General features: G+C 37.4%; 18 protein-coding genes and 1 tRNA gene. 5 read left to right on the top strand and 14 right to left on the bottom strand.

From position 1 onward, the window contains the following. Positions 1–4: 4 nt before the first annotated feature. Positions 5–874: an RluA family pseudouridine synthase gene (locus Q1K34_RS05720; protein WP_300435681.1), complete on the top strand. Its 870-nt coding sequence runs from the start codon at positions 5–7 to the stop codon at positions 872–874. 82 nt (positions 875–956) lie between these two features. Continuing rightward, positions 957–2414 carry an RNA polymerase factor sigma-54 gene (gene rpoN, locus Q1K34_RS05715; protein ID WP_300435679.1) on the top strand — a complete coding sequence of 486 codons (1458 nt, stop codon included), beginning with the start codon at positions 957–959 and terminating at the stop codon, positions 2412–2414. 600 nt (positions 2415–3014) lie between these two features. Here rpoN and Q1K34_RS05710 read toward each other — a convergent pair. The 14 genes from Q1K34_RS05710 to Q1K34_RS05645 form a co-directional block, all read right to left on the bottom strand. Beyond that, positions 3015–3731 (bottom strand): porin family protein, encoded by a 717-nt coding sequence (locus tag Q1K34_RS05710; protein WP_300435677.1) that lies wholly within the window; start codon positions 3729–3731, stop codon positions 3015–3017. A gap of 89 nt (positions 3732–3820) precedes the next feature. Next, entirely contained in the window at positions 3821–4303 is a 483-nt protein-coding gene (locus Q1K34_RS05705; protein ID WP_300435674.1) for a biopolymer transporter ExbD, read from the bottom strand. A 30-nt stretch (positions 4304–4333) separates the two neighbouring features. Continuing rightward, a complete protein-coding gene (locus Q1K34_RS05700; protein ID WP_300435672.1) occupies positions 4334–4942 on the bottom strand; it encodes a biopolymer transporter ExbD in 609 nt (202 codons plus the stop codon). Between the two features lies 1 nt (position 4943). After that, positions 4944–5381 carry a hypothetical protein gene (locus tag Q1K34_RS05695; protein WP_300435669.1) on the bottom strand — a complete coding sequence of 146 codons (438 nt, stop codon included), beginning with the start codon at positions 5379–5381 and terminating at the stop codon, positions 4944–4946. Positions 5382–5394: 13 nt separating this feature from the next. Next, positions 5395–6198, bottom strand: a complete 804-nt coding sequence (locus tag Q1K34_RS05690; RefSeq protein ID WP_300435666.1) for a MotA/TolQ/ExbB proton channel family protein — start codon at positions 6196–6198, stop codon at positions 5395–5397. Between the two features lie 67 nt (positions 6199–6265). Next, positions 6266–6353: transfer RNA gene (locus Q1K34_RS05685), tRNA-Ser, on the bottom strand. 66 nt (positions 6354–6419) lie between these two features. After that, a complete protein-coding gene (locus Q1K34_RS05680) occupies positions 6420–7448 on the bottom strand; it encodes an asparaginase (protein ID WP_300435664.1) in 1029 nt (342 codons plus the stop codon). Continuing rightward, positions 7438–8574: a 1-acyl-sn-glycerol-3-phosphate acyltransferase gene (locus Q1K34_RS05675; protein WP_300435661.1), complete on the bottom strand. Its 1137-nt coding sequence runs from the start codon at positions 8572–8574 to the stop codon at positions 7438–7440. The genes Q1K34_RS05680 and Q1K34_RS05675 overlap by 11 nt, the downstream gene beginning before the upstream one ends. 50 nt (positions 8575–8624) lie before the next feature. After that, positions 8625–9392, bottom strand: coding sequence for a TatD family hydrolase (locus Q1K34_RS05670; protein WP_300435659.1), 768 nt, complete (start codon positions 9390–9392; stop codon positions 8625–8627). 297 nt (positions 9393–9689) lie between these two features. Further along, complete coding sequence (locus Q1K34_RS05665; RefSeq protein ID WP_300435657.1) at positions 9690–10133, bottom strand: Rieske (2Fe-2S) protein; 444 nt, start codon at positions 10131–10133, stop codon at positions 9690–9692. A 22-nt stretch (positions 10134–10155) separates the two neighbouring features. Next, positions 10156–11061 carry a DUF5777 family beta-barrel protein gene (locus tag Q1K34_RS05660; protein ID WP_300435655.1) on the bottom strand — a complete coding sequence of 302 codons (906 nt, stop codon included), beginning with the start codon at positions 11059–11061 and terminating at the stop codon, positions 10156–10158. After that, positions 11058–11615 (bottom strand): YceI family protein, encoded by a 558-nt coding sequence (locus tag Q1K34_RS05655; RefSeq protein WP_300435652.1) that lies wholly within the window; start codon positions 11613–11615, stop codon positions 11058–11060. The genes Q1K34_RS05660 and Q1K34_RS05655 overlap by 4 nt, the downstream gene beginning before the upstream one ends. Before the next feature lie 112 nt (positions 11616–11727). Beyond that, the gene (locus tag Q1K34_RS05650) at positions 11728–12768 is read right to left on the bottom strand and encodes an NAD(P)/FAD-dependent oxidoreductase (protein ID WP_300435867.1); all 1041 of its coding nucleotides are present in this window, start codon (positions 12766–12768) and stop codon (positions 11728–11730) included. Positions 12769–12824: 56 nt separating this feature from the next. After that, entirely contained in the window at positions 12825–13322 is a 498-nt protein-coding gene (locus Q1K34_RS05645; RefSeq protein ID WP_300435649.1) for a DUF456 domain-containing protein, read from the bottom strand. Between the two features lie 230 nt (positions 13323–13552). On the opposite strand from Q1K34_RS05645, the gene Q1K34_RS05640 reads away from it, so the two are divergent. The 3 genes from Q1K34_RS05640 to Q1K34_RS05630 are packed head-to-tail and all read left to right on the top strand — an operon-like array spanning position 13553 to position 15837. Continuing rightward, the gene (locus Q1K34_RS05640; protein ID WP_300435646.1) at positions 13553–13915 is read left to right on the top strand and encodes a BlaI/MecI/CopY family transcriptional regulator; all 363 of its coding nucleotides are present in this window, start codon (positions 13553–13555) and stop codon (positions 13913–13915) included. Continuing rightward, positions 13912–15345, top strand: a complete 1434-nt coding sequence (locus Q1K34_RS05635) for a M56 family metallopeptidase (RefSeq protein WP_300435643.1) — start codon at positions 13912–13914, stop codon at positions 15343–15345. Before Q1K34_RS05640 ends, Q1K34_RS05635 begins: the two co-directional genes overlap by 4 nt. Positions 15346–15357: 12 nt before the next feature. Continuing rightward, the gene (locus Q1K34_RS05630) at positions 15358–15837 is read left to right on the top strand and encodes an energy transducer TonB (protein WP_300435640.1); all 480 of its coding nucleotides are present in this window, start codon (positions 15358–15360) and stop codon (positions 15835–15837) included. Positions 15838–15847 lie beyond the last annotated feature (10 nt).

Raw genomic sequence — 15847 nt, 5'->3', positions numbered from 1 at the left:
TTACTTGAGAATACTAGAATCGCATATAGTTCCTGCAATCGATGAAAAGATCCGGTTGCAGGAATATGCGGTTGCTATCTTCACTTCTATCTCAACCCGTAGCGGAATAAAAAAAGCTATCAAAAAGGGTTTAATCCTAATTAACAATGAACGAGCACAAACTGGTGATTGGATTACAGAAGGACAAAAAATTGACCTCCTAAAATCAAACAAATCTGAAAAGAAAATTTTTAAATTAGATATTGAGGTACTGTTTCAGGATGAGCATATTGCGGTTGTTCATAAACCTGCCGGATTTCCTACCAGCGGAAATTATTTTAAAACGATAGAAAATGCTTTACCTCATAATTTAGAAAAGTCACCCGAAATAGATGCACTTCCTTATCCCCTTCCCTGCCATAGATTAGATAATCCTACCTCAGGAATCTTAGTATGTGCAAAAACAAGAAATTCACTTATTCAGCTTCAGGAAGCTTTTGCTCGAAAAAATATCCAAAAGACGTATTTCGCAATCGTTCAAGGAGAAATTAAGGACAAGCTTATATTAGATTTTCCGATAGATAAAAAAGAATCAGAAACCCTGGTAGAACCTGTAGCTTCCTACCAAATCGACACTAAATTATATACTTTAGTAGAATTGAATCCGCTAACCGGTAGAACTCATCAATTGAGAATTCATCTTAGCAGAAATAGCACACCAATAGTAGGGGATAAAATATACGGACACGAAGAAATAAACTTTTTTAAGGGCAAAAATCTATATTTATTCGCAGGAAAAATATCCTTTATCCATCCCGTGACAAGGGAGGCATTGAATTTTGAACTTAAACTTCCTAAGAGATTCCGGAATCTGGGCTATTACAGGCTGCGTTAACAAAATTTTACCACAAACATCAGCTATGCCAAAGTTGAGTTGGCTCGTATTTTCCTTATTTTTGTTAGAGAAGCAATAATTTATGCTAAAACAACAATTAAATTTTAAATTATCCCAGAAGCTGTCTCCTCAGCAGATCCAGTTGATGAAACTCATCCAATTGCCCACTCAGGCATTTGAACAGAGAATCAAAGAGGAACTGGAAGAAAATCCTGCCCTGGAAGATGGTAAGGAGGAGCGAATTGATGAATATGACGATCTGGGAAATGAAAATTCTGAAGACGATTACGATAATGAAACTATAGAAACTGAGATCGATGTTGATGAATATTTGAGTGACGATGAGATTCCCAGTTACAGATTAAATGCAAATAATTACAGTCCGGATGATGATGACAAACAAGTGCCTTATGCCGCCGGAACTTCTTTCACCCAACATTTAAAAACGCAATTAAGCACCTTCAGATTTAATGATATTGAACAGGAAATTGCAGAATTCCTGGTGGGCAGCGTGGACGAAAGTGGCTATATAAGAAGAAGTGTTCAGGATATTGTAGATGACCTGGCCTTTACCCAAAATATTTATACAGACGAGGAAACAGTGGAGAAAGTGCTTAAAAAAGTACAAAAGCTGGATCCAGCAGGTGTTGGGGCAAGAAGCTTAGAGGAATGTCTTCTTATTCAGCTTCATCGAAAAGAACCGACCAAACAGGTAGAGCTTGCCATCGATATTATGGAACGTTCTTTCGACCATTTCAGTAAAAAACATTACAAGAAGCTTTTATCGCGTCATGAAATTTCTGAAGATGAACTAAGGGGCGCTATTGAGGTGATTGAACATCTAAACCCAAAACCCGGTGGTGCATATTCAGGAAACACCCGAATGGTGGAGCATGTTATTCCAGATTTTACCATCAAGATCGAAGATGGGGAATTGCAATTGACCCTGAATGGCCGAAATGCTCCTGAAATGCATATTTCAAGGGATTATAATAATATGCTTAAAGGCTATAAAGAGTCTAAGGAAAAGACAAAGGCTCAAAAAGATGCCGTGATGTTCATTAAACAAAAACTTGATGCCGCGAAATGGTTTATTGAAGCTATTAAGCAGCGCCAGCAAACTTTAATGGTCACGATGAGTTCTATTATGAATTATCAGAAAGAATACTTTCTAACCGGAGATGAACGTAATCTGCGCCCTATGATCTTAAAAGATATTGCTGATGAGATAGAGATGGACGTTTCTACAGTTTCCCGGGTGGCAAATTCAAAATATGTAGATACTCCTTACGGCACAAAACTAATCAAAGAATTCTTTTCTGAATCTATGACGAATGATCAGGGAGAAGAAGTTTCTACAAGGGAGATCAAAAAGATCCTGGAAATGTCTATTGAAGAGGAAAATAAACGTAAGCCTTTAACCGATGAAAAGCTTGCAAAGGTTTTAAAAGATAAAGGTTATCCCATCGCAAGGAGAACAGTTGCCAAATACCGGGAACAGTTAGATATTCCAGTCGCAAGATTACGTAAAGAGATTTAATGAAAATCCTGTTTAAGTTTGCTTCCTATATTTTCCATCCCTTATGGATGCCTTTCTTAGGAAGTCTCTTTTATTTCCTGTTTATTCCGAGATATTTTCCCGAGGAAATCGTAAAAGCTAAATTACTGGCGATCTCGATAATTACTATTTTCATTCCCATCGTTTTTTATTTTCTTTTGAAAAATTTAGGAAAAGCTCAGAGTATTTTTCTGGATAAGGTGAATGAACGGCGATGGCCACTATTCTTCTTTAGCTTGTTAAGTTTTATGGTATTAAACCAGATTCTTAATTTTTATAATTATCCCGGACTGTATTATTATTTTGTGGGAATTTTAATCTCTTCCATAATCAGCTATCTGCTAACATGGGTTAATTTAAAAGCAAGTCTCCATATGGTGGGAATGTCTGGTTTATTAATTTTTGTAACAGGCTTTTGTATTTATTTTCACCTGTACTTTATCTACACGATAAGCTTTTTAATTATTGCGACAGGCCTTACGGCTTCGTCAAGGCTTTACAGTAAAGCGCATAATTCTTCAGAACTCATTCTTGGGTTTCTAATAGGCGCTATTCCACAAATAATAGTCTTTAATTTGTGGTTTAGAGAATATAGAATGTCAGACCTATTTTCAGTGTAGACAGATCTATTTTTTCACCATTTACTCTGGCGTCCTTAAAGAAGGGATTTAACGCATAATAGAACTGGAAATTAAAAGTGTTGTAACCAAAGGTGAAAGTGGCACCCAATCTAAATCTATTCAATTCAGGTAGATCATTTATTATAATTTCATCACTTGGATCTACATACCTGCTTCTGAAATTATACATATACCCCAATCTAAGCCCGGTATATATTCTCCAGAACTTATAGGTTTCGGCAGTAGAAGTCCTCCATCTAAATTCTATAGGGGCTTCTATAAGCTGAGTGGTAAACCTGTTTCTCGAGTAGTCGTCTTCATCTTCCAGACTTCGAAAATTAGTTGATCCATCTGCATGCTTTCCGACGAATAAATTCTGCCCGTAGGTATTAATAGACCAACCAAATCCAAATCCTAGTGCCACATTGCGCCTTTCATTCAAAGGAATATCGCGAATAAAGCCCAGATTCACACCTCCTGAAAAGCTTTCCTGCGAAATATTAGAAGGCCTGTTAGTTACCAGGTTAAAATGGAAGCCAACATAAAACTGATCTTCCCGGTATAGACTATCAATAGAAAATGGAACCGTATCTGGTATTTTATCAGGGTCATCTACCTGTGCTTTAGTGAGGCAGGGAGCTAATAAAATAAGAATTAAGTATAGCTTTTGGACAGTCATTTAGGTTTTCTAATCTGAGGTTTAAATATAAAAAAACATCCTGTCTGGTTTACCCAAACAGGATGCTTTATATAATTAAATTGAAAAGATTAATTTACATTTTGCATCGCATCCCCAACTACAGTGGTGTAATTGATCTTTAATGCTTCAGCTTTTCTCAATTCCTGTTTAATATCTGAAACAAGTCCCATATTGGTCTCCTCATCCACTTTTAAAGCAGTAGTAAGGTAAGGAATCAATTCTTCTCTTTTAGACTCTCTTTCAGCGTAGATAAATTGCTGTACTTCTTCAACACTGGCAAATTTATCATTCAGCTGGATACGGGCTTCCGTTCCATATTTAGCCTGGTACCTCTGGCTCGGCTTCCCGGCATAGATATACATGATCAAATCTTTCTTATCAAGCTTCTCAACCTGATCTGCAAAAGGTAATTTGTTCTGAACCATTAAAGTATTCTGACGCATTACCGTAGCAACCATAAAGAAAAATAAGAGCATGAAAACAATATCGGGTAAAGATGCCGTGCTAATTGCGGGCAGATCTCCAGACTTTTTCTTTTTAAATTTAGACATAATTAAAGTCGTTTTCGTTTGTTAAAAGCTCTAGCTTCTTGGTTCGGCTTCAGATAATTTCTGTGGAATCATATCCTGAATCACATCGATCTTTTCTTTCAGGGCTTCTTTATCGCCATTATAAGAAGGATCATTATAATTCTTTTCCATCTGAGTAAAAGTCATCCCATACATTCTCTGAGCTTCACGATCCCTAAGCTGATTATAAGCAGCCACAAGTTCGTTCTGAACAGCGATATAAGTACCATACTCGGTTCCCCTATTATTCATCAATGAAATAATAGCTTTTTGAGGATTCACAGATGATGAAGGATCTTTAGCACCCTGGCAGAAACTACAAGCTTCATCACCAGTACCCGCACCGTTATCCAAGAATTCAACAGCTGCTTCCTGAAGTTCAGAAAGCTCCATCTCCTCTTCTTCTACCAGCAGTTGGTTATTACTGTTAACCTCTACTGTAAAAATATTTCGTTGTTTGATAATCGGAGGCTCAACGTCTTCGGGTTGCCATTGCGGTAGCTTCCTGCTAATTCCGCTATCTGTTTCAATGGTAGTAGTTACCAGGAAAAAGATAAGGAGCAAGAAAGCGATATCCGCCATGGAACCTGCGTTAACTTCCGGTGCTGATCTCTTTGCCATATTATTTAGCCAATTTTTTAATTCCAGAGAATACCATCGCAGCGATAGCAATACCGGCAAGGATGTAGAAGGTAATTAAACCAGCTCCAACCCAATGATCTCCAGATGCTGAAAGCATGCTACCGTCTTTAAGTTCCCTTGCTGTGCCGTCACTTAATACATAAGCCACGACTACGACCACCAAAAATGATCCTATAGCAATAATTGTGTTCTTAATATTACCTCTGAATAAACCTACGATCACAAATATTCCCACTAACAAAATAACTGCTGCTAGCACCAAATAAGCAATCCACATATAAGGGTCTAAATGACTACCCTGAAGGTCTGCCGAGGCTTTAATGGCATCGTCACCGGTAGCGATAATCCTTCCCAGAAAGATCATCCCTATCACACCAATAACAAGTGCCAGATATTTTAATATTTTATGTAAGGTCATAATTTACTTTGTCTTAGATTCTTTTTTTATTCTTGTAAGCTACCAACATATCGATAAGGATGATAGACGCATCTTCCATATCGTTCACGATACTGTCTATCTTAGCGATAATATAATTGTAGAAAATCTGAAGAATAATTGCAACGATCAAACCAAATACCGTAGTAAGAAGTGCTACTTTAATACCTCCTGCCACAAGTGACGGTTGCATATCCCCTGCTGCTTCAATACGGTCAAAAGCCTGAATCATCCCGATTACAGTACCCATGAAACCAAGCATAGGAGCTAGGGCGATAAATAAAGAAACCCAGGACACATTCTTTTCAAGTTGTCCCATTTGAACACCTCCGTAAGCAACAACCGCTTTTTCAGCAGCTTCTATACTTTCGTCGGCCCTGTCCAAACCTTGATAATAGATAGAAGCAACAGGTCCTTTTGTATTTCTACAAACCTCCTTAGCTGCCTCTACACCACCACTATTAAGAGCGTCCTCAACATCCTGAGCAAGCTTTCTTGTGTTTGTAGTGGAAAGGTTTAAAAAGATAATTCTCTCAATGGCAATAGCCAAACCAAGAATTAAACACAATAGAACGATCCCCATAAAGGCAGGACCACCTTCGATGAAACGTTTTTTAAGCTCCTGGTGAAAACCAAGTTCTTCTTCTTCCAAATCATCGCCGGCCATTGCTTCCTCGTCATCCTGTACAAAGGTCACAATCGTTCCTGGCAAAATATTCGCGCTGTTAGCCGCCTTTAGATTGTAGGCCCCAAGAACCGTAATCGCGGCGATTACCAAAATAGAAAATAATCTTTTCATTACTGTTTGTCTTAATTTAATTAGTTAAAGGGTTAAAGATATAAATTATTTTTAATAAAACACTTAGCAGAGAGGAAGGGATTCGAACCCTCGATACGCTTGTGACGTATACACACTTTCCAGGCGTGCGCCTTCGACCACTCGGCCACCTCTCTGTTTCTTGTTTCGGGGCGGCAAATAACAAAAAAAAATTGTTCCCGTCAAGAAAGACAACGTTAATTTTAGGACATTTCGCCTCTTAACGATGTTTCAAAAATGGTTTTGAACACTTTTGGAGATAATTCTTTCCCCAATAAATACATTAATTTAGACACTGCAGCCTCTGTAGTTATGTCCTTTCCGGAGACCACGCCTATCTTCTTAAGACCAACACTTGTTTCGTACTGCCCCATGGTCACACTACCTGCAACACACTGGGTTACGTTCACCACTCTAAGTCCGTTTTTTATTTTTTCACTCAAAATATCCAGGAACCAGGAATCATTTGGAGCATTTCCACTGCCATAAGTTTCCAGCACCACCCCTTTTAAATCTGGCTTGGATAATATGTAACTTACTGTACTTTCATTAATCCCCGGAAAAATTTTCAAAACAAGGATTTCATTATCAAATCCGGTATGCAATTTAGTTTTTTGTTTCCTATTTGGCTTCCAAAGCGCTTTATAATTTACAGAAAGATACACTCCAGACTCAGCCAAAGCAGGATGATTCATCGAAGAAAATGCATGAAATTGTTCCGCATTGATCTTTGTAGTTCTGTTTGCCCGGTACAATTTGTATTCAAAATATAATCCTACTTCAGAGATTACGGGTTTTCCATTCTTTTGTAAACCGGCGATTTGAATACTGGTGATCAAATTTTCTTTGGCATCTGTACGAAGATCTCCAATGGGTAACTGCGAACCGGTAAAAATAATTGGTTTTGTAAGATTCTCGAACATAAAACTTAAGGCAGATGCCGTATAAGACATGGTATCACTCCCATGCAGCACCACAAATCCATCATATTGGTAATAATGGTCATCTATAGTCTTCGCGATTATTTCCCAATATGCTGGATTCATATTAGAAGAATCTATGGGCTCTTCAAAGCTCAAAGTCTCAATGTCATGCTCCAGGATCTTTAACTCAGGAATATTTTGCAAAAGCTCATCAAAATTAAAAGCCTTTAACGCACCGGAATCATAATCTTTAATCATACCAATGGTACCACCGGTATAAATCAGCAATATCCTCGATTTAGTCTTCATTCAAAGATATTTTATTGATCACAGGATTTGCATACATCAATAAATAACTATTCAGGGCTAGCGGATTTTTAACGTCCACCCTTCGGCTTATGCGCCTATCAAACTGTCTTTTTTCCTTTTCGGTGTATTCATCAGCAAATCTCTCTTCATTCTTTAGAAGATCATACGCGATATAATTAGAAGGCCATAATTTATAATTTCGATAAATGGCTCGATCTATGAGTGTCGCTACTTCCTTTAACTGATCGTTTATAGAAAGGTCTTTTTTTCTGATCTCAGCAAAATCATCTTCCGTAAGAACCTCGCCCGCATCAATCTGAATACGGCCTTTTTGCCCCATCGCTCCCTGCATAATACTGTTAAAATCTTCGTTAGCGCTTTTCTTATACTCCTCCTTCATTCGTTTTGCCAGGACTTCCGGCATTTTAAGCATGTCTGTAGGATCAAATTCATAAGACATGGCTACCGGCACAATTTTCAGTTTTGCGAAATAATCCAAAATATCCAGTTCACCTTTGGCCATTCCCACCATTTTAAGAACACCCTGCTGGGTAAAATCGTTACCGTCCTTTGTTCTTCCTTCTCGTTGCGCCATCCACACCGACCTGTTTTCTCTGAACAGCAGCTGTTTTATATATTCTGAAAGTTTTAAAGAACTTTTCAGCATTTCTCGCGGACTCTGATTTCGTAATACTAAAAAATTACGATTAAGCTTAGAGAGAGCCATCAAGAAAGGTTTCTGAACTAAATTATCACCAATGGCTGAAGCAGTCATCACAAGATCGTGATCATGTAAAGTATAATTTATAAGGCAGGTATCCAGAATAATATCCCGGTGATTCGAGACATAAAAATAGGATTCAGAAGGCTTTAATTTCTCAAAACCAGCATCGGTTAAACCTTTACTGGACTTTTCCAGAACTTTTTCCACACTCAGATAAATTACCTTCGTTTGAAAATCTGAAATCGAATGACAATCCTTCATTATCGATTCGATCTCCTTCGATTCTAATTCTGGAAACGTAAATTGAAGCAACGCCTTTATCATGGGATGCTTCATGAATTCCTGCAACGCAGGATTCACCTCTTCATCCTTAAAAAATCTTATATCGTCAAAATTTTGCACCTATATCTAAAATTATTTCAACAAATGAACAAAATTTCTGTTTAACAGCTTTAAATTCCGAAAACTTCCTTAGAATTTTTTGTAGTTATTTCTGCAACTTTTTCAACGGGAATATCATAAAGTTCAGCTAATTTTTCAGCTACCTTAAGTATATAAACCGGATCGTTACGTTTACCGCGGAATGGTTTTGGTGCTAAATAGGGAGCGTCTGTTTCGAGAACGATTTCCTCCAGCGGAATCTGATTCAAAAATTTATCGATCCCTCCATTTTTAAAGGTCACCACTCCTCCAATTCCCAATTTCATATTATAGGAAAGTGCTTTTTTTGCCTGCTCCAGGTTTCCCGTAAAGCAATGAAAGATGCCAAAAAGTTTATCGTCCTTTTCAGATTCTAAAACCTCAAAAATCTCCTTAAAAGCTTCTCTGCAATGGATCACGATGGGTAAACCCCTCTCTTTGGCAAGCTTGATTTGTCTTCTGAAGGCTTTTTGTTGGATTTCAAGCGTAGATTTATCCCAGTACAGATCGATCCCTATTTCCCCCACCGCATAAAATTCTCTGCGACTGAGTTCCTCTTCCACATGCTTTAGTTCCTGCTCAAAATTCTCCTTAACGTGCGTGGGATGAAGCCCCATCATTAAAAAGACATTTTCGGGAAAAGCTTTTTCCAAATCGTACATGCTCCGGGTGGTTTCAGAATCTATCGCCGGAATAAAAAAACGTTTTACATTATTATCTATGGCCTCCTGAATGACCTCCCTTCGGTCTTCATCAAAAGAATCACTATATAAATGGGTATGTGTATCAGTAATTATCATAGCTGCAAAAGTAATAGAAGCTGGCTAAAAGATAAAAACTGAAATTAGTATTAATTAATTACTCATGTGGCGTTAATGAAACAAGACCGCTTCGCTTTTAGATATTAAATGTTAGACCTGAAATCAACTACCTGATAAACAGCTTAAGTTTAAAATGAAAAAACAGGGTATAGATAGTAATGAAAGCTTTGATCTATCGCAAATACTGGTTTCAGGATTGCACTTTAAAATTTTTAATCGGACACCACTGACCTTTACTGAAAAAGCATCAGGACAATTTCCAAAGCAAAATAAATTTTAATTCTTAGTTGCGGTGATATTTCCGTTGCTGATAGAAGTGGAATAAACTTCCAAATCCCTTGTATTTCCAGCGGAATTTTGAGGGCCTCTTATAACATCCCCATCATCTTCATAGCGCGCAAAATGCAACTGACATTCAATATAACCGGCATCTTCAACCCAAACCAATTGCCCACCCTGGTGAGGACAAACAGATTCTGTAGCCACAAAATCTGATGAAGTATTACCCGAACCTATCCTAAAAAACAAAACACCATTACTGGTAACCTGGTCTCCAACATCAGCAAGATTTGACAGGCTAACCGTAACTGTTTGCGCACCATTTCCTGGTGGAGCTGTAGTTCCTCCCCCTCCATCGTCACCAGAACTGCAGGCAGATAGTGCACAGGCACCGGAGCAGGCTAATAAAACTCCTTTTACTAAGAATTCACCTCTTTTCATAATTTTAATTTAGTTGTGATTATTAATTATCTGGTTTCTTAGATCCAATGCTAAAATTTCTTGAGATCATAAAACCAAATCTTACCCCACCATCAGACCAGCTTTTGGTGGTATTTGGAATAAAATTATTTGCAATAATTGCTTGAGAATTCTGAAAATTAAGCGCAAAAACATGGCCGCCGGTTTCTATTTCCACACCCACCCCGAAAGGATTATAAAAGTCACTTTGAAGGTCTTCCGGCCTGCTTAAACCGTTTACGAAAGTATAATCTGCTATTATTGATATGCGCTTCAGAATTTTAAACCTACCTCCCAGGCCAAGGGCAAAAAGATTAGCAGAATCCTGAAAATCCTGGACCTGGGCTTCCGGTCTCACTAAAAATCCCGGATTGACCATAATCGAAATTCCAGGACTAAATTTTCGCGCAATAATCGCCTGAAAAAAATGGGAAATTCTATCCCCTTCACTTCCAAATTCATTATTTGAAAAAGGTTTTCTTGTAATCCAGCTACTTTGCTCAAAGAAGGTTATAGACACAGGCATAGCGTCATCCTGCCATAATAGCCTGTACTTGATTAAGGCGCTGTAGGATTCGTTAAATTTACTTCTACCGATGCCAATTGTTAACTTATCTGTTATTCCATAATCAAATCCCAGGTAAAGATCGGTAGCCACATCTAAGCCATATAAAGTATTTGATCCTCCAAACTCCCCTCCAATATCACCAAATCTGTGGCCTACCCAAAATGCCAGATCTTTCGCTTTTTGAGTTTCGTTGGTTTGGAGAAGAACCAATCGCGGACTTTTAAAAGTTGCCTGTACCTTATAATCATTTTCCTGAGAAATATCAGCCATGATACTATCTACATTCTGCGCTTTTAAAAACGAACAGATTAAGAACATGGGAACTATTAAAATTTTTGTCATCGTGGTATAATTTGAAAATCTGCATTAATATTTACCTCAATCACTTCTGCAATATTCTCCCAAAGTATCTTTGGTATTTTGATATTATGATCTTTACAGGCAACGTTGAACTTAGATTCCAATTGGAGCTTTTTACCATTATTGAGTACGGTAACTGTGACTGGAAGAATCCGTTCTTTTGAAACACCGTGAACAGTAAAAATTCCTTTTAAGATATGCTGCTGCGGAGAATTGGAATCAAGATCAATTTCCTTAGTACTTTCACCTTTAAAGGTTGCCTCTGGGAATTTTTCGCTTTCCACATAATTTTCATTGAAATGTTCCTGCATCAAAGCTTTTTCAAAACCAAAAGATCTCATTTTTACTTTAAAAGAAATGCTGCCGTTCGCAGAGTTCAAAACAGCAACCCCTTCATTTGACACAGCTTTTATATCTTCTACGGGTGCCGATGAAAAAAAACTGACTTTAGCTGATGTTGTTTGATAGAACTGAGCTTTTGCCGCAGTAGAACTACAGATAAAAATTGCAAGAATGAGAAGTAAGACCTTATACATTTCATTAGTATCTACGAAAAAAATAGAGCTATAGTTTTCAATTATGCTCTTATAAATTTAGTTAATATTATTGAAATTATTTTAAGGCTTCTTAAAAAAGCGCTTCTGGTGGTTATGTTAAGTTTGAAATATAATCTGAAAGATATTTCGCATCTTTTTTAATTCCGCCCAAAGTAGCAGAACCACGAGTATGTAACCAGGGGAGCCCTATAAAGTATAAGCCTTTTATATTGCTTACTCCGCGATAATGTTTTGGATAGCCGTTTTTTGCGAGCTCAAGGCCTTCAATCCAACTGAAATTTGGACGATAACCCGTCGCCCAGATTATATTTTTAAGATCTTTGATCTTTTTCTTGTCGGTGATAATAAGTTCTCCTTCAGCATTTTTAGTTTTTCCAACCGGTATTACATTTTCTCTTTCCAGAATTTTTTTAACCGGAGTTCCTATTACGGGCTGGCGTGATTTCGAGATCTTTTTCCCTAGCCAGGTATCCCGACTAAAGCTTAAAAATCCAGATTTTGTAAACCACCACCATAAAGTTTTCCCTAAAATTTCCTGCGGAAGCACTTTTACATTGGTAGCTCCTGAAAAATAAACTTTTCGGTCATCCCGGGAAACCTCATCCAGAATTTGGAATCCACTATCCCCTGCTCCTACCACCATCGCATTTCCTTCCTGAAGCTGGCCTGAATTCTTATAATAGTTACTATGGATCTGGAAAATATCTTCAGCAATCTTTTTTGAAAAAGGAGGGGTATATGGAATATGAAAAGGTCCTGTAGCGATTACCACATTTTTAGTGACGATTTCACCCTGAGGGCTTTTTAGAATAAAATGATCATCATGATGGGAAATGTTTTCCACAAAAGTATTTAGCTGGATGGGAAATTTGAATTTTTCAACATACTCTTTAAAATATTGGGCTACTTCTGTTTTCGAAGGATAATGCCCTTTTTCCGCAGGAAATTCCATTCCCGGCATATTATTAAATTCTGAAGGGGTAAATAAAGTAAGGGAATCCCACCGGCTAAGCCAGGAAGCACCAATTTCTGACTCCTTATCTACTACGAGAAAATCCTTGTTCTGCTTTTTGAGATAATAAGCCATGGCCAAACCCGCCTGGGCAGCTCCTACAACAACAAAATCCAGCATTCCTCCAATTTTCCGCAAAAGTAAGGTTTTTAATAGGTTCTGAAAATGAAGCTATTTTAGAACAAAAACTCCTTATAGCTCCAGAATTGATAAAGAAAGAGGATGAGAAATGCGAAAGTAACGATGAATTCCATAAAACTGGAAGCCAATAGTCCGAGAAAGGAACCAAAAGCAGCTTTCCCTGCAGCTTTAGAACTACTTTTATTTAGAATTTCACCTATAAAAGCACCTATAAACGGACAGATTAAAATCGCAAACGGAAAGGGTGCAAAGATTCCAACAATTAATCCTACTGTAGCTCCAATCATTCCCTTCCTACTTCCGCCGAATTTTTTGGTTCCCATGGCAGGAATTATGAGATTAAGCACGTAAAAAAGAATAGCGATAAGCAGTGTGATGCCTAAAAACAAATAGTTCATCCCAACGGAGGGTATGAGGTAAAACAGGAGCAAACCTATCCAACTAAGCGGCACACCGGGCAAAACCGGAAGAAAACTTCCTAATACCCCAAGCACCATAAATAAGCCGGCCAATACTAATAAAATGATTTCCATTTAATTTTTATAATTATAATTCAACCTGTTCAGCGTTGCTCTAAATTTATTTCAGAGTCTCCTATATTTAAGTAACTTCTATTTCTTAAGAGATGCTGAAACGAGTTCAGCATGACGATAAATTTAAAAATCTTCCGACGAAGATAATCAACTTAAGATCATTTTTTAACTAAAATATTAGTTTAAACTAAAAACTTAGTTTATATTAGCAAAAACAAATTCATCTAAATATGAAGCAATTAACGAAAGCCGAAGAAGAGATCATGCAAATTCTTTGGGATTTAAAAGAGGCGAATGTTGCCAGCGTTATCGAAAGAATGCCAGAACCAAAACCGGCTTATAATACAGTTTCAACGATTGTTAGAATTCTGGAGAATAAAGAATTTGTTGATCATAGACAGGAAGGTAAAGGCTATATCTACTTCCCTATTGTAGAGAAAGAGACTTATAGCAACCAGAGTATGAACCAATTGATGAACAACTACTTTAATGGTTCCTTCAAAAGTATGCTTTCTTTTTTTATGCGAAAGAATGACCTCAGCACCCGGGAATTGGAAAGTATTTTAAAAGAAATTGATAAAGACGAGAAATGATGATGACTTATTTACTACAGGTATTTTTATTTCAGCTAGCATTTTTGCTGGTTTATGAAATATGGCTTAAAAAAGAGACCTTTTTTAATTATAATCGCTGGTACTTGCTCCTGGCGCCTATATTAGCTTTTTTACTCCCATTGCTAAAACTCGATTTTTTAAGCGAGGTTCTACCGGCTGAAAATTTTAGATCCTTAGGAAGTACCTGGTTACCCGAAGTGGTAATTGGTGGAGGGAAAAGCATATCTTCAGAAAATATCGCTCCGCTTTCAGAAACTTCAGGTTCTTTAAACTGGTTATTGATCCTTTATGCATGTGGAGTATTAATAAGCCTGAGCCTTCTTCTCTTAAAATTTAGAAAACTGGGACAACTTTCTGCAAAAGCGGAAATTAAATTAGAACAGGGATCAAGAATTCATAGCGTTCCTAATTCCGATATCGCCTGTACATTTTTTGATAAAATATTTATCGGTGATCAGATTTCAGCTAAAGAAAAGCAGCAGATCATGGCACATGAGCTGGTTCATATTCGTGAAAAACACAGCCTGGATCTTCTCTTTTTTGAAATATTGAAAGTAGTGTTTTGGTTCAATCCGCTGGTTTACATATTTCAGAATCAGCTCGCCACGGTACATGAATATATTGCCGATCAAACTGCGGTAAAGATTTCAGGCAAAAAAGAATATTATCATCAATTGCTCAATACTGCTTTCAGTACACAGAATATTTCATTTATCAATCAATTTTTTAATCATTCATTAATCAAAAAACGAATTCTTATGTTACAGAAAAACAATTCATCAAAACTGTCAAAGTTCAAATTTTTACTGGTAATTCCTTTAATGTTAGCAATGCTGACCTATGTAGCTTGTTCAGAAGACAACAATATGAAGCTGGAAGAACAACAAACAACTTTGGAAGATCAAATCTATAATTTGCGAGCTACTATTGAAAATAAAGAGAGGCTTACTCAGGAAGAACTAGAGCTTCTAAAAAGTCTCGAAAAAGATTACTCAAAAAAGATTGAAGTCATCGAAGTAGTGGAAAACACATCTCAGGATGACCTGGACAAATATCCCTTTGCAGTGGTAGAACAGGTTCCGGTCTTTCCTGGCTGTGAAAATTTAAGTTCCAATGATGAACAAAAGAAATGTATGAGTGATAAAATTTCCCATTTTGTCAGTAAGAATTTTGATACCTCTCTTGGAAAAAAACTCGGACTTACGGGAATAAATCGGGTGATTGTTCAATTCAGGATTGATGAGAATGGAACTATCCAGGATGTACGTACCAGAGCTGCAAAACCAGAACTGGAAGAAGAAGCTAAAAGGGTAATAAACAGTTTACCTCAAATGAAACCCGGGAAGCAAAAAGGCAGGGATATAAGCGTGATGTATTCGTTACCTATCGCCTTTAAAGTTTCAGGATAAAAATTTAAAATTATGAAAACACTAATTAATTATTACACACTTACCTTCCTATTAACCTTGATTTCCCTTTGCGGATTTAGTCAGGAAGATGAAGCAATCCCTTTTGCGGTGGTAGATCAGGTGCCGGCATATCCCGGATGTGAACAACTGGATGGGGAGAATTTAAAAGATTGCACCGTTCAGAAAATTTCTAATCATGTAAATACGAATTTCAACACCGCTTTAGGTAAAAAGCTGAATATTCAGGGACAAACCCGAATAGTCGTTCAGTTTAAAATTGATGCAAACGGAGATATCACCGATGTTCGTTCCCGCTCTTTAGCAGATAAAGCCGAAGTTAGAGAAGCTTTACAAACTGAAGCCAATCGTGTGGTAAGCAGTCTACCCAGGATGCAGCCAGGCCAAAAAGACGGAAAAGATGTAACGATCATGTACTCTTTACCCATCGCATTTGCTGTGCCTGAGAAAGAAAATAACGATAAAAAAGGTTAGAATTTATAAA

The sequence above is a fragment of the Christiangramia sp. genome, assembly GCF_029937855.1.
Taxonomy (GTDB): Bacteria; Bacteroidota; Bacteroidia; order Flavobacteriales; family Flavobacteriaceae; genus Christiangramia.
Note: the sequence above shows the minus strand (reverse complement) of the source record. Positions and strands in the feature narration are given on the sequence as shown.

Excerpts from the sequence above, each read along its gene's own strand:
- rpoN (WP_300435679.1), top strand. The coding sequence starts at position 957 with ATGCTAAAACAACAATTAAATTTTAAATTATCCCAGAAGCTGTCTCCT.
- Q1K34_RS05710 (WP_300435677.1), bottom strand. The coding sequence starts at position 3,731 with ATGACTGTCCAAAAGCTATACTTAATTCTTATTTTATTAGCTCCCTGC.
- Q1K34_RS05705 (WP_300435674.1), bottom strand. The coding sequence starts at position 4,303 with ATGTCTAAATTTAAAAAGAAAAAGTCTGGAGATCTGCCCGCAATTAGC.
- Q1K34_RS05700 (WP_300435672.1), bottom strand. The coding sequence starts at position 4,942 with ATGGCAAAGAGATCAGCACCGGAAGTTAACGCAGGTTCCATGGCGGAT.
- Q1K34_RS05695 (WP_300435669.1), bottom strand. The coding sequence starts at position 5,381 with ATGACCTTACATAAAATATTAAAATATCTGGCACTTGTTATTGGTGTG.
- Q1K34_RS05690 (WP_300435666.1), bottom strand. The coding sequence starts at position 6,198 with ATGAAAAGATTATTTTCTATTTTGGTAATCGCCGCGATTACGGTTCTT.
- Q1K34_RS05680 (WP_300435664.1), bottom strand. The coding sequence starts at position 7,448 with ATGAAGACTAAATCGAGGATATTGCTGATTTATACCGGTGGTACCATT.
- Q1K34_RS05670 (WP_300435659.1), bottom strand. The coding sequence starts at position 9,392 with ATGATAATTACTGATACACATACCCATTTATATAGTGATTCTTTTGAT.
- Q1K34_RS05665 (WP_300435657.1), bottom strand. The coding sequence starts at position 10,133 with ATGAAAAGAGGTGAATTCTTAGTAAAAGGAGTTTTATTAGCCTGCTCC.
- Q1K34_RS05660 (WP_300435655.1), bottom strand. The coding sequence starts at position 11,061 with ATGACAAAAATTTTAATAGTTCCCATGTTCTTAATCTGTTCGTTTTTA.
- Q1K34_RS05655 (WP_300435652.1), bottom strand. The coding sequence starts at position 11,615 with ATGTATAAGGTCTTACTTCTCATTCTTGCAATTTTTATCTGTAGTTCT.
- Q1K34_RS05650 (WP_300435867.1), bottom strand. The coding sequence starts at position 12,768 with ATGCTGGATTTTGTTGTTGTAGGAGCTGCCCAGGCGGGTTTGGCCATG.
- Q1K34_RS05645 (WP_300435649.1), bottom strand. The coding sequence starts at position 13,322 with ATGGAAATCATTTTATTAGTATTGGCCGGCTTATTTATGGTGCTTGGG.
- Q1K34_RS05640 (WP_300435646.1), top strand. The coding sequence starts at position 13,553 with ATGAAGCAATTAACGAAAGCCGAAGAAGAGATCATGCAAATTCTTTGG.
- Q1K34_RS05635 (WP_300435643.1), top strand. The coding sequence starts at position 13,912 with ATGATGATGACTTATTTACTACAGGTATTTTTATTTCAGCTAGCATTT.
- Q1K34_RS05630 (WP_300435640.1), top strand. The coding sequence starts at position 15,358 with ATGAAAACACTAATTAATTATTACACACTTACCTTCCTATTAACCTTG.